The 19722-nt window shown below is 69.6% G+C and carries 20 protein-coding genes and 1 riboswitch; of the genes, 3 read left to right on the top strand and 17 right to left on the bottom strand.

Annotated elements, in window-relative coordinates; genetic code table 11:
• Positions 1-2: 2 nt before the first annotated feature.
• The 5 genes from ACZ4SW_RS06875 to ACZ4SW_RS06895 all read right to left on the bottom strand — a co-directional run bounded on the left by ACZ4SW_RS06875 (position 3) and on the right by ACZ4SW_RS06895 (position 5403).
• Positions 3-1199, bottom strand: coding sequence for a hypothetical protein (locus ACZ4SW_RS06875; RefSeq protein ID WP_468238872.1), 1197 nt, complete (start codon positions 1197-1199; stop codon positions 3-5).
• Between the two features lie 51 nt (positions 1200-1250).
• Entirely contained in the window at positions 1251-2291 is a 1041-nt protein-coding gene (locus tag ACZ4SW_RS06880) for a C40 family peptidase (protein ID WP_468238875.1), read from the bottom strand.
• Between the two features lie 218 nt (positions 2292-2509).
• Positions 2510-3541 (bottom strand): C40 family peptidase, encoded by a 1032-nt coding sequence (locus tag ACZ4SW_RS06885; protein WP_468238878.1) that lies wholly within the window; start codon positions 3539-3541, stop codon positions 2510-2512.
• A 238-nt stretch (positions 3542-3779) separates the two neighbouring features.
• A complete protein-coding gene (locus ACZ4SW_RS06890) occupies positions 3780-5129 on the bottom strand; it encodes an NYN domain-containing protein (RefSeq protein WP_468238880.1) in 1350 nt (449 codons plus the stop codon).
• 34 nt (positions 5130-5163) lie between these two features.
• Complete coding sequence (locus tag ACZ4SW_RS06895; RefSeq protein WP_468238883.1) at positions 5164-5403, bottom strand: hypothetical protein; 240 nt, start codon at positions 5401-5403, stop codon at positions 5164-5166.
• Positions 5404-5559: 156 nt separating this feature from the next.
• On the opposite strand from ACZ4SW_RS06895, the gene ACZ4SW_RS06900 reads away from it, so the two are divergent.
• Both ACZ4SW_RS06900 and ACZ4SW_RS06905 read left to right on the top strand, forming a co-directional pair.
• A complete protein-coding gene (locus ACZ4SW_RS06900; RefSeq protein WP_468238885.1) occupies positions 5560-6291 on the top strand; it encodes a rhomboid family intramembrane serine protease in 732 nt (243 codons plus the stop codon).
• Positions 6288-6569, top strand: coding sequence for an Lrp/AsnC family transcriptional regulator (locus ACZ4SW_RS06905; protein WP_103843080.1), 282 nt, complete (start codon positions 6288-6290; stop codon positions 6567-6569). The genes ACZ4SW_RS06900 and ACZ4SW_RS06905 overlap by 4 nt, the downstream gene beginning before the upstream one ends.
• Before the next feature lie 36 nt (positions 6570-6605).
• Here the strand turns inward: ACZ4SW_RS06905 and ACZ4SW_RS06910 are convergent, their stop codons facing one another.
• From ACZ4SW_RS06910 to ctaE, 8 genes are all read right to left on the bottom strand, one after another.
• Positions 6606-7967 carry an aminotransferase class V-fold PLP-dependent enzyme gene (locus ACZ4SW_RS06910; protein WP_468238886.1) on the bottom strand — a complete coding sequence of 454 codons (1362 nt, stop codon included), beginning with the start codon at positions 7965-7967 and terminating at the stop codon, positions 6606-6608.
• Between the two features lie 199 nt (positions 7968-8166).
• Positions 8167-8283, bottom strand: a riboswitch (SAM riboswitch).
• 90 nt (positions 8284-8373) lie between these two features.
• Complete coding sequence (locus ACZ4SW_RS06915; RefSeq protein WP_468238889.1) at positions 8374-8544, bottom strand: hypothetical protein; 171 nt, start codon at positions 8542-8544, stop codon at positions 8374-8376.
• A 27-nt stretch (positions 8545-8571) separates the two neighbouring features.
• Positions 8572-8928 carry a PRC-barrel domain-containing protein gene (locus ACZ4SW_RS06920; protein ID WP_468238891.1) on the bottom strand — a complete coding sequence of 119 codons (357 nt, stop codon included), beginning with the start codon at positions 8926-8928 and terminating at the stop codon, positions 8572-8574.
• 90 nt (positions 8929-9018) lie between these two features.
• The gene (trpD, locus tag ACZ4SW_RS06925) at positions 9019-10083 is read right to left on the bottom strand and encodes an anthranilate phosphoribosyltransferase (protein WP_468238893.1); all 1065 of its coding nucleotides are present in this window, start codon (positions 10081-10083) and stop codon (positions 9019-9021) included.
• 137 nt (positions 10084-10220) lie between these two features.
• Positions 10221-11858: a cytochrome bc1 complex cytochrome b subunit gene (qcrB, locus tag ACZ4SW_RS06930; protein WP_468238896.1), complete on the bottom strand. Its 1638-nt coding sequence runs from the start codon at positions 11856-11858 to the stop codon at positions 10221-10223.
• Positions 11855-12913, bottom strand: coding sequence for a cytochrome bc1 complex Rieske iron-sulfur subunit (qcrA, locus tag ACZ4SW_RS06935; RefSeq protein ID WP_468238898.1), 1059 nt, complete (start codon positions 12911-12913; stop codon positions 11855-11857). The genes qcrB and qcrA overlap by 4 nt, the downstream gene beginning before the upstream one ends.
• Positions 12910-13722: a cytochrome bc1 complex diheme cytochrome c subunit gene (gene qcrC, locus ACZ4SW_RS06940; RefSeq protein ID WP_468238900.1), complete on the bottom strand. Its 813-nt coding sequence runs from the start codon at positions 13720-13722 to the stop codon at positions 12910-12912. The genes qcrA and qcrC overlap by 4 nt, the downstream gene beginning before the upstream one ends.
• A 65-nt stretch (positions 13723-13787) precedes the next feature.
• Positions 13788-14408, bottom strand: coding sequence for an aa3-type cytochrome oxidase subunit III (gene ctaE, locus ACZ4SW_RS06945; RefSeq protein ID WP_468238903.1), 621 nt, complete (start codon positions 14406-14408; stop codon positions 13788-13790).
• A gap of 179 nt (positions 14409-14587) precedes the next feature.
• On the opposite strand from ctaE, the gene ACZ4SW_RS06950 reads away from it, so the two are divergent.
• On the top strand, positions 14588-14989 hold the full coding sequence (locus tag ACZ4SW_RS06950; RefSeq protein ID WP_468238905.1) for a response regulator: 402 nt from the start codon (positions 14588-14590) through the stop codon (positions 14987-14989).
• Positions 14990-15038: 49 nt separating this feature from the next.
• Here ACZ4SW_RS06950 and ACZ4SW_RS06955 read toward each other — a convergent pair whose 3' ends face one another.
• The 4 genes from ACZ4SW_RS06955 to ctaC form a co-directional block, all read right to left on the bottom strand.
• A complete protein-coding gene (locus ACZ4SW_RS06955) occupies positions 15039-16295 on the bottom strand; it encodes a L,D-transpeptidase (RefSeq protein ID WP_468238907.1) in 1257 nt (418 codons plus the stop codon).
• A gap of 155 nt (positions 16296-16450) precedes the next feature.
• The gene (locus ACZ4SW_RS06960) at positions 16451-16849 is read right to left on the bottom strand and encodes a cytochrome c oxidase subunit 4 (RefSeq protein WP_468238910.1); all 399 of its coding nucleotides are present in this window, start codon (positions 16847-16849) and stop codon (positions 16451-16453) included.
• Positions 16846-18579, bottom strand: a complete 1734-nt coding sequence (gene ctaD / locus ACZ4SW_RS06965) for an aa3-type cytochrome oxidase subunit I (protein ID WP_468238912.1) — start codon at positions 18577-18579, stop codon at positions 16846-16848. Before ctaD ends, ACZ4SW_RS06960 begins: the two co-directional genes overlap by 4 nt.
• Positions 18576-19535: an aa3-type cytochrome oxidase subunit II gene (ctaC, locus tag ACZ4SW_RS06970; protein ID WP_468238915.1), complete on the bottom strand. Its 960-nt coding sequence runs from the start codon at positions 19533-19535 to the stop codon at positions 18576-18578. Before ctaC ends, ctaD begins: the two co-directional genes overlap by 4 nt.
• Positions 19536-19722: the final 187 nt, after the last annotated feature.

Consider the following 19722-nt stretch of genomic DNA (forward strand, 5'->3'; position numbering starts at 1 on the left):
CCTCAGCCCAGTCGGGACCGCAGATACGCCCGCCACTGCCGCGTGAACTGCTGCGGGGTCGTGCCGAGCACCGTCCTCAGGGCGGTCTCCACCGATCCCTCGCGCTTCCCGTGGTCGCCGACGGCCCGGTAGAAGTCGTCCAGTCGGGCCCCGCCCCACCGGTCCGCGATCATCCGGCAGGCCATCCAGCCGCTTTCGTAGGCCTGCGCCAGTCTGCCGGCGTCCCCGGAGAAGGCGAAGTCGGAGTCCTGCGGCAGCGCGGGCGGGGTGTGGTCCAGGGTGACGGCGCGGGCGAGTTCGGGGGCCACCTGGGCGGGGGTCCGGCCGGTGCCGCGGTAGCCGACCCAGTCGGCGTAGCCCTCCGACAGCCACAGGGGCGTGGCCGCCGTGGTGTGGCGGCGGGTGGCCACATGGGTGGTCTCGTGGGTGAGGACGACCTGCCGGCCGAGGTCGCCGAGCATGGCGTAGGCGTCCGGGTTGACGGTGATCCGGTCCGCGGGCGTCGCCCCGCTGCCGCCCGTCTCACCGGTGGTGACCGCGGCTATCCCCCGGTACCCGGACGCCGGTGCGCCGAGGAGCCCCGCCATGCCGTCCAGCGACTTCGGTACCAGCACCACGACGTGTCCCGGCCAGTCGGTTCCCCACGCCCCGGTGACGGCGGGCACCGCACGGTCCGCCAGGCGCGCGTAGCTCCGCAGCGCGTTCCGCGGTTGCCCGACGCCGAGGACGAGGCTGTGCGCGCCGCGGACCGCCTCGACGGTGCCCTGGTCCCACAGTTGCTCGGCGGCCTTCCGCGCGGGCTCGTCGGAGGTGACGTACCAGCGTCCGCCGGTGCGGGTCAGCCGCAGTGACCGGGCGACGGTCACCGGTGCCCGGTCGTATCCCCTGACGCGGTACCGCAGTTCGGCCTCGGCGGAGGCCTGGTCACCGGTCTGGTGGAGGGAGCCGAGCCGGTACGACCAGGCGGCCAGCGGCACGGCGCGCAGGCGGTCGAACCCGGCGGCGCCTGCGGTGCGGGTCTGGGTCGCGAGGAACGCGGAGCGGTCGCCGTCCAGGATCGCCGTCGCCCGGCGGTCGAGCAGCTCCCGCACGGCGGCCGTCCGGTTCTCCGCGGGGGGAGCGCCGCCGCAGCCGACGAGCCCGGCCAGCAGCAGGACACAGCCCGCCACGATCCCCGACGCACGCCCACGACCAGCCACCGTCCGATCGTACGCGCCGCCCGCACGGCGGTTCGGGCCTGGACCGGCGCCTCAGGGCCTCGTGACGGACGCGATCGGCATCATACCGACCGGGTCGTAGCGCACCGCCGCCCCCGGGTGGGGTGCGTGGATGACCCGACCGTCGCCGACGTACATCGCCACATGGCTGGCGTCGGAGCGGTAGACCACCAGGTCCCCGGGGCGGGCCTGGGACAGCGGCACCTGGCGGCCGGCGTACCGCTGTTGCTGCGAGGTGCGCGGCAGTCCGACGCCCGCCCTCCCGTACGCCCACTGCATGAGGCCCGAACAGTCGAAGCCGCCCGGCCCGTTGGCCCCCCACACATACGGGCGGCCGAGTGCGGAGCGGGCCGCGGCCACGGCCGCGGCCGCACGGGAGTCGGGCGCCGCGGCCGGGGTGAGGCCGGGCACCTCGCCGGCCGAGCGGGAGGCCCGCTGGTAGGCGGTGCGCTCCCCGGCCGGCAGGGAGTTCAGCAGTCGCTGCGCCGCGAGGAGCTTTTGCTCCACGGCCTTCTTGTGCTGCGCGACCGCCTCACGGCCCTTCTCCAACTGGGCCAGCTCCCCGGCCACCACCGCGCGCTCCCGGGCCAACCGGCGCAGCGCTCCCTGCAGTTCCTGGAGCTGCCCGGCCTGGCGGGCGCCGATCCGGTCCATCACCGCGGCCCTGTCGAGGTACTCGCCGGGGTCGTCCGACAGCAGCAGCGCGAGGGAGGCGAGTCCGCCGGAGCGGTACTGAGCACCGGCGAGCGCGCCGAGCGCGTCCCGCATGGTGTTGACGCGGTCCTGCTGCCGGGCGATGCGGTCCTGTGCCCGGCCGACCTCCCGGCGCAGCGCGTCGGCGCGCTCCCCGGCGCGGTTGTAGGCCTCGGTGGCCTGCTCCGCCTCCCGGTACAGCCGGTCCACCGCGGCCCGGGTGTCGCGTGGCGCGGCGTCGGCCGGCACGGCGCCCAGCGTGGCCGCGGCCGCCGCCGCGGCGGACAGTACGGCGGCGGCCCTCTTCAGGGCTCGGTTCGACTCCACGGCGCCGGCGCCCTGGCGCATGCCGGATGGTGCAAGGCGGCGATGGGACCCCACGACCGGTCGCTCTCCCTTCCGCTGACAAACCGCCCGCCGGGCGGCGGGGGAAACGCGGCAGACAGTAGCGGGATGATCACCGCGGGTCCAAAGAGCCCGAGGGGCCGACAGAGCGACGCCCCGCCGCTGACGCAGGTCATCGGCGGGGCGTGGAGTCAGCGGGAGTCGCTGGAATTCGCTCGTTCGGGCGGTGTGGGGCGGGAACCTGGAGGAGAGCGTCAGACGCGGACGCCGAAATCGAACGGCATGTCGCTCATCGCCTCGTAGCGCACGGTGGCGCCGGTGTGCGGGGCGTGCAGCACCTGGCCGTTGCCCGCGTAGATGCCGACGTGGTCCAGGTTGTAGAAGAAGACCAGGTCGCCGACCTTGAGGTCGTTGATGTTGTAGATGCGGGTGCCGACGTTGGCCTGCTCCTGCGAGGTGCGCGGGAGGGAGATGCCGGCCTGCGCGTAGGACCAGCCGGTGAAACCGGAGCAGTCGAAGGAGCTGGGGCCGGTGGCGCCGTAGACGTAGGGATCACCGATCCTGGTCTGTCCGGCCTGGAAGGCCGCGAGGGCCCGACCGGAGGCCGCGGCGGTGGAGCCGCTGAGGACGGTGCGCGCGCTGTCGCGGCTGGCGCGGGCCTGGTCGGCCTGGAGGGCGGCCCGCTCCTGCGCGCTGAGGCTGTTGAGGAGCTTCTGCGCCTCGGCCAGCTTCCCCTGGACTTCCTTCTTCTTCTTGCCCAGTTCGGTGCGGGTGGCGGCGAGGTCCTTGAGCTTGTCGGTGGCTTCCTGCCGCTCCTGGGCCAGTTCGCGCTGCTTCTCCTGGATCTTCTTCAGCGCCTCGACCTGCTGGCTGCTCAACTGGTCGAGCGTGGAGGCCTTGTCCAGGTAGTCGTTCGGGTTGGAGGAGAGGAAGAGCTGGAGGGAGGGGTCGATGCTGCCGGTGCGGTACTGGGCGCTGGCCATGGTGCCGATGCCGTCGCGCAGTTGGTTGAGCTCCTCCTGGCCGCGGGCGACCCTGTCCTGCAGGGTGGAGATCTCCTTCTGCAGCTTGTCCTGCTTCTCCTTGGCCCCGTCGTACTTCTCGGTGGCCTGCTCCGCCTGCTCGTACAGGGCGTCGACCTTGGCCTTGACCTCGTCCTTGCTCGGCTTCTCGCCGGGCGCGGCGTTGGCGGCCTGCGCGCTGAAAGCGACGGCAGCGGCGGCTGCGGTGGTCAGCACGGTCACACGTGCGCGGCTCGGTTGCTTGGGTCGACGGTGGGACGCCACGGAAGCGAGCTCCTTCTTCTAAGTGATCACCCGCTCGGAGGTTCGAGGCCAGACCCTAGTGACCTCATCGTGATGAATTCAAATCCTCACACCTAAAAATCCGGTCACGCAATGCATTCTTTGCACATGAAGCACAGGAGGTGACGCCCGCCTGACGCTACGTGGGGTGACGGTCCCGTCAATTCGGGCATGGAACCCCGTATGTTGCGCTTGGGGCGTAGGCCGCCTTACGGCGATTTCAGCTTCGCGAGAGGCGCTTGAGGAGCACCGCCGACGCGACCGGGCGCGCTCCGGCCCGCGCGACCCCGTCGGCCACCTCGCGGTCGGTGGAGGCGACGACGACCGGCCGGCCCGGCGGCTCGGCGCGCACGAGCTGACGGATCAACTCGTCCGCCGTGACGCCCGGCTTGGAGAACAGCACCCGCACCCCGCGCGGGGGTGCGAGCAGCACCGGTGCGGCCAGTTCCGCCCCGTCGAAGACACAGGTGACCTCGGCGCCGGTCTGCGCGGCGAGTTGGGAGAGCTGGCCGAGGAGTCTCAGGCGCTGCTTCTCCAGCGGCATCTGCGGATAGCCGGTCTTGGTGACGTTGTAGCCGTCGACGACCAGATGCACCTGGGGCAGGGCGAGCAACTGGTCGAGGATCGCGGGATCGTTCTCGGACAGCGCGCGGGCGGCGATGTCCTTCGGAGTCATTCGTCCCGGTTCGACCGCGTCCACGGTCTCCGCCGGCCGCACGGAGACCGGCGGCAGCGCCAGTTCACGGCGCAGCCCCTGGGCCGCGTCGAGCAGGGTGTCGAGCAGCAGCCGTACCCGCATGTCCTCGACGCTGCGCCCCTCGCGCGCCGCCCTGCGCGTGGCCTCCAGCGCGGCCTCCGCCTCGGCGAGGCGCGCCTTGAGCCGGCGGGTCTCGCTCTCGGCGGCCGAGACCTGGGCCTGCCCCTCGGCCCGCACCGCCTCGGCCTCGGCCCGGGCCTTGCGCAGCGCGGCCTCGCCACGCCGGACGTCACTGAGGGCGGCACGCAGCTTGCGGTGAAGCGATTCGGCTTCCTTGCGCGCCGCGTCCAGCTCCGCCCGCAGCCGCTCGGTCTCGGCGCGGGTGTGCTCGCGTGCGGCCGCCAGCTCGTCGCGCAGCCGCTCCAGCTCGGCCCGGCTCTCCTCGTCGGCCCGCTCGGCGTCGACCCGCTGGGCCTCCTCGCCGGCGGCGGTCACCAGCTTCACCCAGCCCGGCGGGCGCAGTACGTAGGCCGCGGCCGCCACGTCGAGCGGGTCCGCGGCCGGGGGCGGCGAGCCGGAGTCCAGGGCACCGGCGAGCTCCGGCTGGGCCTCTCTGAACTTCTCCGCGATGCGCTGCCGGAACAGCGCGTCGGTCTCCACGGCCGCCGCCATGGCGTTGCCGGCGAACCTGGCCCGGCGGGTGGGGGTGAACCGGGCGTACTGGCGCAGTTGTGCGGGCAGTTCGGCGAGGGTCAGCCCGCCGAAGCCGTCGGACACGATCTGCACGACCCGACGGCGCACGCCGTCGGGCAGCGGACGGTCGAGCACCTCAGCGGTGCCGTCGACCGGCTCCCCGCCTGTGGTCTCAGCCATCCCTCACCCCATACGCCCTGCGGGGCCGCCTCCCTCAGGAGCCGGCGCCCGGCCTGTCCACGAGCTCCACCTGGTCGACCGCGTTGCACCAGCGGCACCGGACCGACTCGATGGTCTCACTGACGATTTCACGCTCCTCGACCTTGGGCTCCCCGGCCAGATCGAGGTGCACGTACTCGACGACCTTCGACGAGCGGGTCACATCGAAACGGGTGAGGTTGCCGCAGAGCGTGCAGCGCCAGCGGGTCGTCTCCGTCGGCAGGGGGACCGTCATCTGGGTGCTCTTCCTTCTTCCAGTCTCCGTGATGCGCCAGTTTCCCTGGAGCGTGTGGCTCGTAACCCTACGGCCTGCCGAGTACCCGCCGCCCGCCCGTTCCACGGCGGCGAGGCACTCTGTGCCGATCGGGGCGGTTGCGTCATGCTCTGTACCATGATCAGCACCTGGAGCAGGGCGGCCGTCGGAGCACTGCGCGGGCAGTCGGCCCCGGTGACCTACGGGCTGATCGTCGTGTGCTGTGTGCTCTTCGTCGTCGGACCGGCGGCGGGGCTGAATCCGGCCTACGGGACCGGGGACGCGCTGCTCGCCGCGCAGCGGGCCTACTTCGCCCGCTGGGGCGTGGTGCCGGTGGAGCTGTTCGGCGGGGCGCCCCGGGCCGCGCTCACACCGGTCACGGCGCTGTTCGTGCACGGGAGCTGGGTGCATCTGCTGGGCAACATGCTCTTCCTCTATGTCTTCGGAGCCATGGCCGAGGAGCGGATGGGGCACGTGGAGTTCGCCCTGTTCTATCTGGGCTGCGGTTACCTGGCGCTGCTGGGGTATGCAGCGGCGAACGCGGCGTCGGCCCAGACGCTGGTCGGAGCGTCAGGGGCGATCTCCGCGGTGCTGGGCGCGTTCCTCTTCCTCTTCCCCAAGGCGCGCGTGACCAGTCTCTTCCCGTTCCTGTTCTTCCTGCCGCTCAGGTTCCCGGCCTGGGTGGTGCTGCCGTTCTGGGCGTCCCTGCAGTGGATGGCGGCGGGCCGGGCCGCCCAGGGGCCCGGGGTGGCGTACCTGGCGCACGTGGTGGGGTTCTCGCTGGGGTTCCTCTACGCGTCGGTGCGCCAGGTGCGTACGAGTAGGGTGAAAGCACCAGCCGAGGCCCCCGAGGGAGAACAGCAGCCGTGATCACCGCGATCGTGCTCATCAAGACCAGCGTGGACCGGATCCCCGAGATCGCGGAGCGGATCGCCTCGCTGGACTCCGTCAGCGAGGTCTTCTCCGTCACGGGGACCTACGACCTGATCGCCATGGTGCGGGTGCGGGAGCACGAGGAGCTGGCGGACGTCATCCCCGGTCGGATCAGCAAGATCCCGGGTGTGGAGGCGACGGACACCCATGTGGCGTTCCGTACGTACTCCCAGCACGACCTGGAGGCGGCGTTCGCGATCGGGCTGGACTCCTGACCCGCTGAACGCCGCCTCACCGGCCCTGCGACAGCCTCAGACCGCCGGAACGCAGCGGCCGTTCTCCGTGCGGTACCGCCACTTCGCGCCGTCGCTCACCAGCTCCCGCACGGCGGTGACGAAGCGCTCCACGTGCTCGTCGGGGGTGCCCGCGCCGAAGCTGACCCGGATGGCGTTGAGGGACTTCTCGCCGGGCGCGGCCTCGGGAGCGCCGCATTCGCCCTGGGTCTGGGGGTCGCTGCCGAGCAGGGTGCGGACCAGGGGGTGGGCGCAGAACAGGCCGTCGCGGACGCCGATGCCGTACTCGGCGGAGAGCGCGGCGGCGAAGTGCGAGCTGTTCCAGCCGTCGACGACGAAGGAGATCACGCCGACGCGGGGGGCGTCGTCGCCGAACAGGGAGAGGACCCTGACCTCGGGGATCTCGGCGAGGCCCGCCGTCACCTTGCGGATCAGGTGCTGCTCGCGGGCGACCAGGGTGTCGAAGCCGGCCTCGGTGAGCGCCTTGCAGGCCGACGCGATGGCGTAGGCGCCGATCACGTTCGGGGAGCCCGCCTCGTGGCGGGCGGCCGTGTCGTGCCACTCCACGTCCACTCCCCCGTCCGTCCGGCGCGTGACCTTGCGGCTGGCGCCGCCGCCCGCGAGGTACGGCTCGGCCTGGCGCAGCCAGTCGGCGCGGCCGGCCAGTACGCCGGAGCCGAAGGGCGCGTAGAGCTTGTGGCCGGAGAAGGCGACCCAGTCCACGTCGAGGTCCTTGACGGACACCGGGTGGTGCGGGGCGAGCTGGGCGGCGTCCAGGACGATGCGGGCGCCGTGCGCGTGGGCGGCCGCCGCCAGTTCGCGCACCGGCCACAGTTCGCCGGTGACGTTGGAGGCGCCGGTGACGCAGACCAGGGCCGGGCCGTAGGGGTCGCGGTCGGCCAGCGCGCGCTCCAGGGTCTCGACGGCCTGCCGGGGGCTGCCCGGGGCGTCGAGGTAGCTGACGCGGGCGTCCCGCCAGGGCAGCAGGGAGGCGTGGTGCTCGGTTTCGAAGACGAACACCTGGCAGTCGGCCGGGAGGGCGGCGGCGAGCAGGTTGAGCGAGTCGGTGGTGGACCGGGTGAAGACCACCTGGTCGCTGTCGCGGCAGTCGAGGAACTCGGCGACGGTGCGGCGGGCGTTCTCGAAGAGGTCGGTGGAGAGCTGGGAGAGGTAGCCGGCGCCGCGGTGGACGCTGCCGTAGTACGGCGCGTACGCCGCCACGTCGTCCCAGACCCGCTGCAGGGCGGGGGCGCTGGCCGCGTAGTCGAGCGCGGCGTAGGTGACGTCGCCGCCGGTGACGAGCGGGACGGTGACATCACGGCCCAGGACGGGCAGCGGGGCACAGACGGACTGGTCGGCGGCAAAGGTGGAGACGGACATGGGGGTACTCCCGTAGGGCAGGCGAGACTCACCGGTGCCGGACGCGCGTGCGGGCGCAGGGTGTCGACGGCACGGGAAGGTGAAGAGAAAAAGGGGATGCGGAGGCGGGGCTCTGCGGCCCTAGCGCATTCGCTTGCTCACGGAAGGCTCCCTCGAACGACCAGGACCCCTGGCCCCACACCGTCCACGGTGTGCGAGGGGTCCGCGCTTGCCGCAGACCTCGCTGCCTGCGGCCTGGTCTTCACCCGGGGCACCCCGCCACGGACGGAGGGTTGCCGGACAGCCGGCCGGGGCCGAATGGCTGTCGCTCATGACCTGGTCAGGAAATTACGACAGGCGATCACCCGCCCGCAACTTCCGTCCGGATACCGGGACGGGATCCCCGGGGGAATCCCGTCCCGGTGTGTCAGCGGAGCAGGTGGTGGCGCGAGCGCCGTCCCCAGCGCATGCCGGTCAGGACGAGGCTGGCCAGGAAGACCACCACGCCGATGATCAGGAGGTAGAACAGCCCCTTCGCCACCGCGCCGATGATGCCCAGGACGACCGCTGCGAGGATCAGGAACAGCACGAACGCCATGGTGACCACTTCCTCAGGCCCGGCAGGTCAGCGGCGCGCGAGGCGGCGTCCGCGGTCGGCACCGGGCTCATAGGCCCTGTCGTAGTGTTTGAAGATCTCTTCTTCCCGCTCGACCGGCAGGACGTCGTCCACGCCGATGGACGGCGCCTTGCGCACCCGCCCCTTGGAGTGCGCCACCTGTACGTACCCGGGTCCCACGGTCGCCTCGTCGAGGGGGACGAAGACGAGCCTGTGCCGGGTCGGCATACCGGTGCGGACGGTGGCCATGGCCGGTGTGTCGGTGGTGGTGTCGACGTAGACCGCCTCCAGGGAACCGATTTTGCGGCCCTTGGCGTCGACCACGTCCCGGTTGCGCCACTCGCGGATATCGGCGGAATGGATCATGCCCGGCCTCCTTGCGCCCGCGGGGGAGCTGCCACGTATCTCACTGTACTCCCGCCAGCCTGACCTGGCCTTTTCCGCGGGCGCCCGGAGTCAGGCGTTGCTCGCGGCCACCCACCGCTCCAGGACCCGCTTGGCCGCGCCCGAGTCGATCGACTCGGCGGCCCTGGCCATGCCGGCACGGATCTGCTCCGCCAGCGGACCGTCCCCCGGGTCGAGCGCCACCAGCGCCGCCGCCGAGTTCAGCAGGACCGCGTCCCGGACCGGGCCCCTCTCGCCGTCGAGGAGACGGCGGGCGACCTCGGCGTTGTGGGACGGATCGCCGCCGCGCAGAGCCTGAACCGGTACCAGCTCGACACCGACGTCCCGCGGGTCGAAGGTCTCCTCGGTGACCTTGCCGTCGCGGACGATCCAGACGCGGGAGGTGGCCGTCGTCGTCAGCTCGTCGAGTCCGTCGTCGCCGCGGAACACCAGGGAGGAGTTGCCGCGCTCGGCGAGCACGCCGGCGATCATGGGGGCCAGGCGCGGGTCCGCGACGCCCACCGCCTGGGCCTTCACCTTGGCCGGGTTGGTCAGCGGGCCGAGGGCGTTGAAGACCGTCCGGATCCCGAGCTGACCGCGCGCGGCGGCGACATGGCGCAGCGCGGGGTGGAACTTCACCGCGAAACAGAAGGTGATGCCCGCCTCCTCCGCGACCTGCGCCACGCGCTGGGGCGTCAGGTCGAGGTTGACGCCCAGCTTCTCCAGGACGTCCGACGCGCCCGACGCCGACGAGGCCGCGCGGTTGCCGTGCTTGACGACCTTCGCGCCGGCGCCGGCCACCACCAGCGCCGACATCGTGGAGATGTTCACCGTCTTCGCGCCGTCGCCGCCCGTGCCGACGATGTCGACCGTGCGGCCCGACACCTCGATCACGTTGGCGTGCTCGTACATCGCCCGGACGACGCCGGTGATCTCCTCGACGGTCTCGCCCTTGGCCCGCAGCGCCACCACGAACCCGGCGATCTGCGCGTCCGTCGCCTCGCCGCGCATGATGCGGTCCATCGCCCAGGCCGTGTCGTCCGCGCTCTGGTCGCGTCCGTCGAGCAGGCCGTTCAGCACCTGGGGCCAGGAACGGCCCGCCGCGGTGTCGCCTCCAGCGGGATGCACAGCGCTCATAAGCCGCTCCTGGGTCGGTGTCCCGGACTACGGGACGCGAGTCTCGAACGAGTCCACCCTATCCAGCCCGGAGCACGGCGAAGGGCCCCGTCCGAACACCGGACGGGGCCCTTCGACCGCGGCGTGGCGTGCAGCGATCAGTGGTGGCCGTGGCCGCTCGTGATCTCCTTGTACTCCTCGACCGTGGGCTTGGGGATCTGGTTGTCCTCCCCGTAGTAGGCGTTGCTCAGCTTGGCGCGGAGCTTCTGCGAGCCCTTGATCTTCCGCTCGACGCCGTTCTCGTCGACCGTGGGGCCGATCTCGAGCGGCTTGTACTGCTCGTGCGCGGTGAGCGTGTGCAGCTGCTCCTGGCTGAGCGGCTCGTGGACCTCGATGAACTCACCGTGCGGCAGCCGCTTGATGATGCCCGACTCGCGGCCGTGCAGCACCTTGTCGCGGTCGCGGCGCTGGAGGCCGAGGCAGATCCGCTTGGTGGCGATGAAGACGAGCACCGGCACCACGAAGAACGCGACGCGGACGAACCAGGTGATCGCGTTGATCGACAGGTGGAAGTGCGTGGCCCACAGGTCGTTGCCACCGCCGACCAGCAGCACGAAGTACCACGAGATCCAGGCGGCACCGAACGCGGTGCGCGTCGGCGCGTTGCGCGGGCGGTCCAGGATGTGGTGCTCGCGCTTGTCGCCGGTGACCCAGGACTCGATGAACGGGTAGACCGCGATCGCGACCAGGACCAGCGGGAAGATCACCAGCGGGATGAAGACGCCCAGGACGAGCGTGTGGCCCGCGACGTTGATCTCCCAGCCTGGCATGGTACGGATCAGGCCCTCGGAGAAGCCCATGTACCAGTCGGGCTGGGCGCCCGTGGACACCTGGTCCGGACGGTAGGGGCCGATGGCCCAGATCGGGTTGATGGTGGCGATCGCCGCGATGGCCGCGATGACGCCGAAGACCAGGAAGAAGAAGCCTCCGGCCTTGGCCATGTACACCGGCAGCAGCGGCATGCCGACGACGTTGTTGTTCGTCTTGCCGGGGCCCGCGAACTGCGTGTGCTTGTGGTAGATGACCAGGATCAGGTGGCCCACCACCAGGCCGAGCATGATGCCCGGCAGCAGCAGGATGTGGATCGAGTAGAACCGGGCCACGAAGTCGCCGCCCGGGAACTGGCCGCCGAAGAGGAAGAACGACAGGTACGTGCCGACGATCGGCACGGACAGGATCGCGCCCTCCATGAAGCGGACACCGGTGCCGGAGAGCAGGTCGTCCGGGAGCGAGTAACCGGTGAAGCCGGTGAACATGCCGAGGACGAACAGCAGGAAGCCGAACACCCAGTTGATCTCACGCGGCTTGCGGAACGCGCCGGTGAAGAACACGCGCATCATGTGCACGAACATGCCGGCGAGGAAGATCAGCGCCGCCCAGTGGTGGATCTGACGGACCAGCAGACCACCGCGGACGTCGAAGCTGATGTGCAGCGTCGAGTTGAACGCCTCGCTCATCAGCTGACCCTGCAGCGGCACGTAACTGCCGTGGTACACCACCTCGTTCATCGACGGGTGGAAGAACAGGGTCAGGTACACACCCGTGAGGATGATGATGAGGAAGCTGTAGAGGCAGACCTCGCCCAACATGAACGACCAGTGGTCGGGGAAGATCTTCCGCATGTTGGACTTGGCCAGGGTGTAGATGCCCAGGCGTCCGTCGGCCCAGTCGGCGACGCGCTCGCCGGCCGGTGCCCGTCCGCGCGATGCGGACCCGTTGCTCGGTGTAGTGCTCATCCGCGCTCCCAGAAAGCAGGACCGACGGGCTCCTCGAAGTCGCCGAGCGCCTCGAGGTAACCGTCCGCGTTGACGCCGATGCGCAGCTGCGGCAGGGCGTGACCGGCCGGGCCGAAGATGACCCGGGCACCGTCGGAGAGGTCGAAGGTGGACTGGTGGCACGGGCAGAGGACGTGGTGCGTCTGCTGCTCGTACAGGGAGATCGGACAACCCACGTGGGTGCAGATCTTCGAGTAGGCCACGATGCCCTCGTGGGACCACTCGAGTTCCTTCTTGTCCTTGATGTTCTCCGGCTGCAGCCGGACGATCATCAGCGCCGCCTTGGCGATCTCCACCTGGAAGTCCTCGTTGGTCTCCTCCAGGCCCTCGGGCTTGGCGAAGGTGAGCGAACCGACCTGGACGTCCGAGGGACGCAGCGGCTGGTTCGTGTTCATGTTGACGAGGAGCTTGCCCTTGGACCACATGGTGTGGCGGAGCTTGGTCCCGGGCAGCGGACCGAGGTCACGCAGCAGGAAGAGCCCGGAGAGCGGGAACATGGCCAGTGCGCCGAGCATCGTCGTACGGATGAGCTTGCGGCGGCCGATCACCGACTCCTTGGCGCCCTGCCGGAAGTCGTCCATGACCTTGGCCTTGACCTCGGGGGACGCCTCGATCGGGTGACGCTCGTCGGCGATCTCCACGTCGGACATCAGGGTGCGGGCCCAGTGGACCGCGCCCGCGCCGATCGCGAACAGCGCCACGCCCAGCGTCAGGCCCAGCGCGAAGTTCATCGCGCTGATGTGCCCGAGCGGGAAGACGTAGATCGACTTGTCCTTCGGGATCCCCACATACGAGGCGATGAAGCCGATGGTGGCCAGCATCGACACGGTGAACAGCAGGGCGACCGTGCGCTCGGAGCGCTTGGCGGCCCGCTCGTCGATGTCCTGGATGCGGTGCTCGTGGGGCGGCAGGCCCGGGTCGGCGAACGGGTTCTCCTCGTCCGCGACGGCTACCGCACCGGACTCGGTGTCCTGCTCAGCGGGCAGGTTCTCTTCTGGAATGTCGTGGCTACTCATGACTTCTTGGCCTTTGCGGTCCGAGCGGCGACCCAGACGGCGACGACGATCAGCGCGCCGAGGCCGAAGATCCAGGCGAACAGGCCCTCGGAGACCGGACCGAGGCCGCCCAGCTTGAGACCGCCGGGGTTCTCGGTCTGGTCACCGTTGACCGCGTTCAGGTACGCGATGATGTCCTTCTTGTTCTGCTGCGACAGCGTGGTGTCCGGGAAGTTCGGCATGTTCTGCGGGCCGGTCTGCATGGCCTCGTAGATGTGCTTCGGAGCGACACCCTCGAGGCTCGGGGCGAACTTGCCGTGCGTCAGCGCACCGCCCTCACCGGTGAAGTTGTGGCACTGCGCGCAGTTCGTGCGGAAGAGCTCACCACCCTTGGCGATGTCGGCGCCTTCCGGGCTGTAGTCGTTCTTCGTCGGGATCGCCGGGCCGGCGCCGAGGGAGGCGATGTACGCCGCGAGCTGGTCGATCTGGGTCTGGTTGTAGACCGGCTTCTTCCGCGGCACCTGGGCGCCCTGCGAGGTGGCGGCGGGCATGCGGCCGGTGCCGACCTGGAAGTCGACGGCCGCCGCGCCCACGCCCACCAGGCTCGGACCGTCGGAGCTGCCCTGACCGTTGGTGCCGTGGCAGCTGGCACAGCCCACCTGGTAGAGCTTCTTGCCCTCGTCGATGGCGAGGGACTGGGCGGTCGTATCGGCCTGCGCCTGGGTCGCGGGCGCGAACGCTGCGTACAGCCCCCCGGTGGCCGCCAGCGCGAGGAGTAGGACGACGACAGCCGCCAGCGGATGGCGTCGTCGTGCGGAGAGCTTTTTCACGGATTACCCCGGTGTCAGGATCTTCTGCGTCGATGCTTCTGGGAATCGGATCGGACGGTCGCCGACTACTTGATCAGGTAGATCGTGGCGAAGAGGCCGATCCAGACGACATCGACGAAGTGCCAGTAGTAGGACACGACGATGGCGGCGGTCGCCTGCTCGTGGGTGAACCTCTTGGCCGCGTAGGTGCGGCCGAGGACCAGCAGGAAGGCGATGAGACCACCCGTCACGTGCAGGCCGTGGAAGCCGGTGGTCAGGTAGAACACCGAGCCGTACGGGTCGGAGGACAGCGAGAGGCCGTCCTTCTTCACCAGCTCGGTGTACTCGAAGATCTGCCCGCCGATGAAGATCGCACCCATGATGAAGGTCACGATGAACCAGCCCCGGAGCTTCTTCACGTCACCGCGCTCGGCGGCGAATACGCCGAGCTGGCAGGTGAGGGAGGAGAGCACCAGGACCGTGGTGTTCACGGAGGAGAAGGGGACGTTGAGAGAACTCGCCATCTCCTTCCAGTGAGCCGGCCCGGTCACCGATCGCAGGGTGAAGTACATCGCGAAGAGGGCCGCGAAGAACATCAGCTCGGAACTCAGCCAGATGATGGTTCCGACGCTGGTGAGGTTCGGCCGGTTGACCGACGGGTGCGCGTGCCCGGTTTCTACTGTCGTTGCTGTCGCCACGACCGACATTATGTCGGTCGCTTATCTCGCCCTCACTCCGGGGGGTGCCGTTCGGAGTGTCCGTACCGTCTGTAGTGCCCGGATGGCGCACCGAAGGCGGGTGCGCGCCGGTGTCGACCCGGTGGTCCAGGGGGTAGCATCCGCACCGATGGTCCGTTCCGTACGACGACGACGTCCCGGAGGGAAGCATGCAGCCGACCGCCACGGTGCTGGTCTACAGCGACGATTCCAACACCCGCGCCCAGGTGCGGCTGGCCTCCGGCCGCAGGCCGGCTCCGGACGTTCCCCAGGTGGAGTTCGTCGAGTGCGCCACGCCGGGGGCCGTGCTCAGGGAGCTGGACAAGGGCGGCATCGACGTGTGCGTGCTGGACGGCGAGGCCGTGCCCATGGGCGGGATGGGCGTGTGCCGGCAGATCAAGGACGAGATCTTCAACTGCCCGCCGGTGCTGGTGCTGATCGCCCGGCCTCAGGACGCGTGGCTTGCGACCTGGAGTCGCGCGGACGCGGCGGTGGCGCTGCCGGTGGAGCCGGTCGAGTTCGCCTCGGCTCTGGCCTCCCTGTTGCGGCGGAAGGCCCTTTCGAGCGCCTGAGGGGCCACCGCACCCGCATCCGCCCCTCATCCGCCCCTGTCGGGGCGGATCAGACGCTCTCGGGGCTCAGACGCGCGGTCATCGCCGGGTTGGCGGTGTCGGGGCTGAGGGCACTGCCCTTCTGCCATTTGGTCCAGTCCACGTTCCAGTCGCCGAAGCCGTTGCCGAACGGTTCCATCTGTCGTCCGTTGGAATTGACGACCTGGACGATGTCGCCCTGCCGGACCGTGTTGTAGAACCACTGGGCGTACGCGGTGCTCATGCCCGTGCAGCCGTGGCTGACGTTGGCGTAGCCCTGGGAGCCGACGGACCAGGGCGCGGCGTGCACGTACTCGCCGCTCCAGGTCACCCGGGCCGCCCAGTAGACGTTCAGGTCGTAGGAGTCGCTGGAGCCCGCCGAGATGCCGATGGTGGTTCCGCGCATGCGTACGACGTAGCTCTTGGCCAGGATCACCTTGACGCCGTTGCGGGTCTCGTAGCCGGGCTTGCCGGTGGTGATGGGGATCTGTTTGATCACGTCGCCGTTCTTGTAGACCGTCATCCGGTGTGCGGCGGCGTCCGTGAGGGCGATGACGCTGTCCCCCGTCGTGAGCCTCACGGGCTTGCTGTCGCCGCCCCAGAGACGGTCGGCGACCTTCACGCCGGCGAGGTTGCTGTACGCCGTGATGGTGGCGTGGACGGGCCAGTAGTCCTTGGGGCGGTAGTGCAGCGTCTTGTCGTCCACCCAGTACCAGGAGCCCTGTACGGCGGGCACCGAGTCCACCCTGAGGGCGCGCTCGACGACGGCCCGCTGGGTCTTGTCCTTGACGGGCTCGCTGAGGGTGGCGGTCACCGGCTGGCCGACGCCGTAGGTCCCGGAGTCCGGCCCGAAGGTGACGTTCAGGACCTTCCTGGACTTCGGGGTGCTGGTGTCGAAGTCGAGGGTCTTGCGGCCGGGGTTGCCGTCCCCGTCCTCCGTGCTCACCTGCACCGTGTAGTGGGTGCCCGCGGCCAGCGGTGAGGTGCTGTGCCAGCGGCCGCCGTCGGCGGAGAGTTCACCCGCGACGTAGCGCCCTCGGGAGTCGATGGCGGTGACGTCCGTGATGCGCGCGTCCGACCCGGAGGCGGTGATCTCCAGTGGTTTGTCCGGGTCGACCTTCTTGCCGTCGCCGACCTGGGCGTTGAAGTCGATGTCGTCCGCCGCGTCGTACGGCTTCGCCGCCGGGTCCCCGTCCGACCCGCAGGCGACGAGGCCCGCACCGAGGGCGATCACCACCAGGGTGCAGCCGACGACCGTGCCGTTCCTCAAGAACGCTGTGTGGCTCATGCCCTCACGCTAGGAACGTCTGTCAAGCACGGCGCGCCGGGCAATCCTTGTGGGGGACACAAGGCGCGGCAAAAGAGGGAGCCCGGACACAGGGCGCGGCAAAAAGAGGGAGCCCGGACACTCCAGAAGGTGTGTCCGGGCTCCCGTGGAGCGTGTCACTGGGTGCGGTTCTCGCCGCGGTAGTACTCGAAGACCCAGCCCCACAGGCCCACCATGATCAGCGGGGCCGAGAAGTACAGCAGCCACCAGCCGATCGCGATCGCCAGGAAGGCGAGCGCGCCACCGATGCCGAGGGCGAGCGGCTGCCAGCTGTGCGGGCTGAAGAAGCCGATCTCACCGGCGTCGTCGGCGACGTCGGCCTCCTTGTTGTCCTGCGCTCCCGCGTCCACCCGCCGGGCCGTGAAGGCCAGGTAGTAGCCGATCATCACGCTCAGGCCGAAGGCCAGGAAGAGCGCGGTGGTGCCGGCCGGCTCCTTCGACCACAGGCCGTAGATCACGGCCATGACGAGGATGAAGACGGACAGCCACAGGAACATCTTGCCCTGGATCTTCACTTGCCGGCCTCCTTGCCACCAGCGACGCCCTTGCTGCCGGCACCCGCGTACTCGAGCTGCTCGAGCGCGGCGATCTCCGGGTGGTGCAGGTCGAACGCGGGCGATTCGGAGCGGATCCGCGGCAGCGTGAGGAAGTTGTGCCGCGGCGGCGGGCAGGAGGTCGCCCACTCCAGCGAACGGCCGTAGCCCCACGGGTCGTCGACGCCGACCGGCTTGCCGTACTTGGCCGTCTTCCAGACGTTGTAGAGGAACGGCAGGATCGACAGGCCGAGCAGGAAGGAGGAGATCGTCGAGATCGTGTTCAGGGCGGTGAAGCCGTCGGCGGCGAGGTAGTCCGCGTAACGACGCGGCATGCCCTCGGCGCCCAGCCAGTGCTGCACCAGGAACGTGCCGTGGAAGCCGATGAACAGCGTCCAGAACGTGATCTTGCCGAGGCGCTCGTCGAGCATCTTGCCGGTCATCTTCGGCCACCAGAAGTGGAAGCCGGAGAACATCGCGAAGACGACGGTGCCGAAGACCACGTAGTGGAAGTGCGCCACCACGAAGTACGAGTCGGAGATGTGGAAGTCCATCGGCGGCGAGGCCAGGATGACGCCGGTCAGGCCACCGAAGGTGAAGGTGATCAGGAAGCCGGTCGCCCAGAGCATCGGTGTCTCGAAGGACAGCGAGCCCTTCCACATCGTTCCGATCCAGTTGAAGAACTTCACGCCGGTGGGTACGGCGATGAGGAACGTCATGAAGGAGAAGAACGGGAGCAGCACGCCACCGGTGACGTACATGTGGTGCGCCCACACCGTCACGGACAGGCCGGCGATGGCGATGGTGGCGCCGATCAGGCCCATGTAGCCGAACATCGGCTTACGGCTGAAGACCGGGATGACCTCGGAGATGATGCCGAAGAACGGTAGCGCGATGATGTACACCTCTGGATGGCCGAAGAACCAGAAGAGGTGTTGCCACAGCAGTGCGCCGCCGTTGGCCGCGTCGAAGACGTGGGCGCCGAACTTGCGGTCCGCCTCCAGGGCGAACAGCGCGGCCGCCAGGACCGGGAAGGCCAGCAGCACGAGCACACCGGTCAGCAGTACGTTCCACACGAAGATCGGCATGCGGAACATCGTCATGCCGGGGGCGCGCATGCAGATGATCGTGGTGATGAAGTTGACCGAGCCGAGGATCGTGCCGAAGCCGGAGAAGGCCAGACCCATGATCCACATGTCGGCGCCGACGCCCGGCGAGCGGACCGCGTCCGACAGCGGGCTGTAGGCGAACCAGCCGAAGTCGGCCGCGCCCTGCGGGGTGAGGAAGCCGCCGACCGCGATGAGCGAGCCGAACAGGTAGAGCCAGTAGGCGAACATGTTCAGCCGCGGGAAGGCCACGTCGGGCGCGCCGATCTGCAGCGGCATGATCCAGTTCGCGAAGCCGGCGAACAGCGGCGTCGCGAACATCAGCAGCATGATCGTGCCGTGCATCGTGAACGCCTGGTTGAACTGCTCGTTCGACATGATCTGCAGGCCCGGACGGGCCAGCTCGGCGCGCATGAGCAGCGCCATCACGCCGCCGATCAGGAAGAACGCGAACGACGTCGTCAGATACAGCGTGCCGATCGTCTTGTGGTCGGTGGTCGTCAGCCACTTGACGACGACGTTACCGGGTCGCCTGCGCCGGACCGGCAGCTCGTTCTCGTACGACTCAGCTGCCGCGGCACCCTGGGGTTCGTTGAGGATGCTCACAGGTTGTTCGTCTCCCGGTTCTTCTCGTGGCTCGTCTGCGCGATGCCGGCGGGAATGTAACCGGTCTGCCCCTTCTTCGCGAGGTCCTTGAGGTGCTGCTCGTACGCTGCGGGCGAGACGACCTTCACGTTGAACAGCATCCGGGAGTGGTCGACGCCGCAGAGCTCGGCGCACTTGCCGCGGAAGGTGCCCTCCGCGTTGGGGGTCACCTCGAAGGCGTTGGTGTGGCCCGGGATGACGTCCTGCTTCATCAGGAACGGCAGCACCCAGAAGGAGTGGATGACGTCACGGGAGGTGAGGACGAAGCGGACGGTCTTGCCCTTGGGGAGCCACAGGGTGGGACCGGGGTTGCCCGTCTGCGGGTTCCGCGTGGCGGGCGTGCCGAAGTCGTAGACACCGCCGGCGTTCGCCGGGAAGTCGTTCTTGAACCGGTCCGGGATCGCGGCCAGGTTCTTGTCGGTCTTCGCGTCGCCCGTCACCCCGGGGACGGGGGTGACGTAGTTGAAGCCCCAGCTCCACTGGTAGCCGACGACGTTGATGGTGACGTCGGGCTTCTTGGAGAGGCTGAGGAGCTTCGACTCGTCGCGGGCGGTGAAGTAGAAGAGCACCGAGACGATGATGAGCGGGACGACCGTGTACAGCGCCTCGATGGGCATGTTGTACCGGGTCTGCTGGGGAACCTCGACCTTGGTGCGGCTGCGACGGTGGAACATCGCGCTCCACAGGATCAAGCCCCACACCAGCACGCCGACGGCGAGCGCGGCCGCCCAGGACCCCTGCCACAGGGAGAGGATCCTCGGAGCCTCTTCCGTGGTCGGGGTGGGCATACCAAGGCGGGGGAAGTCCTTGTATGTGCAACCGGTTGCGGTCGCCAGGACCAGGCCCGCGGTCAGTGCCTGCAGCAGCTTCCGCCGCATCGGGCGCCGCGGCGAGCGGTCGGAGCCGTTGGGACTCACGTAGCGCCTTCCCGAGAGTCTCGCCCGCGCGGTTGGCTGCGGCCTTCTCGCTGGTCGGTCGCCGCCCTGCGTCGGGCAGGGGTTTGGATGTTTATGCGGACCAAACCCTACTCGACGCCATCCGGCGGTTCGCGGGGAGGGTGCCGTACGCGCCGCGGGGCGCCCCGAAGGGGTGGAGTAGGGCATA

The sequence above is a fragment of the Streptomyces sp. NPDC028331 genome, assembly GCF_055565775.1.

Excerpts from the sequence above, each read along its gene's own strand:
- ACZ4SW_RS06890 (WP_468238880.1), bottom strand. The coding sequence starts at position 5,129 with ATGGCTGAGACCACAGGCGGGGAGCCGGTCGACGGCACCGCTGAGGTG.
- ACZ4SW_RS06895 (WP_468238883.1), bottom strand. The coding sequence starts at position 5,403 with ATGACGGTCCCCCTGCCGACGGAGACGACCCGCTGGCGCTGCACGCTC.
- ACZ4SW_RS06900 (WP_468238885.1), top strand. The coding sequence starts at position 5,560 with ATGATCAGCACCTGGAGCAGGGCGGCCGTCGGAGCACTGCGCGGGCAG.
- ACZ4SW_RS06910 (WP_468238886.1), bottom strand. The coding sequence starts at position 7,967 with ATGTCCGTCTCCACCTTTGCCGCCGACCAGTCCGTCTGTGCCCCGCTG.
- ACZ4SW_RS06915 (WP_468238889.1), bottom strand. The coding sequence starts at position 8,544 with ATGGCGTTCGTGCTGTTCCTGATCCTCGCAGCGGTCGTCCTGGGCATC.
- ACZ4SW_RS06920 (WP_468238891.1), bottom strand. The coding sequence starts at position 8,928 with ATGATCCATTCCGCCGATATCCGCGAGTGGCGCAACCGGGACGTGGTC.
- trpD (WP_468238893.1), bottom strand. The coding sequence starts at position 10,083 with ATGAGCGCTGTGCATCCCGCTGGAGGCGACACCGCGGCGGGCCGTTCC.
- qcrB (WP_468238896.1), bottom strand. The coding sequence starts at position 11,858 with ATGAGCACTACACCGAGCAACGGGTCCGCATCGCGCGGACGGGCACCG.
- qcrA (WP_468238898.1), bottom strand. The coding sequence starts at position 12,913 with ATGAGTAGCCACGACATTCCAGAAGAGAACCTGCCCGCTGAGCAGGAC.
- ctaE (WP_468238903.1), bottom strand. The coding sequence starts at position 14,408 with ATGTCGGTCGTGGCGACAGCAACGACAGTAGAAACCGGGCACGCGCAC.
- ACZ4SW_RS06950 (WP_468238905.1), top strand. The coding sequence starts at position 14,588 with ATGCAGCCGACCGCCACGGTGCTGGTCTACAGCGACGATTCCAACACC.
- ACZ4SW_RS06955 (WP_468238907.1), bottom strand. The coding sequence starts at position 16,295 with ATGAGCCACACAGCGTTCTTGAGGAACGGCACGGTCGTCGGCTGCACC.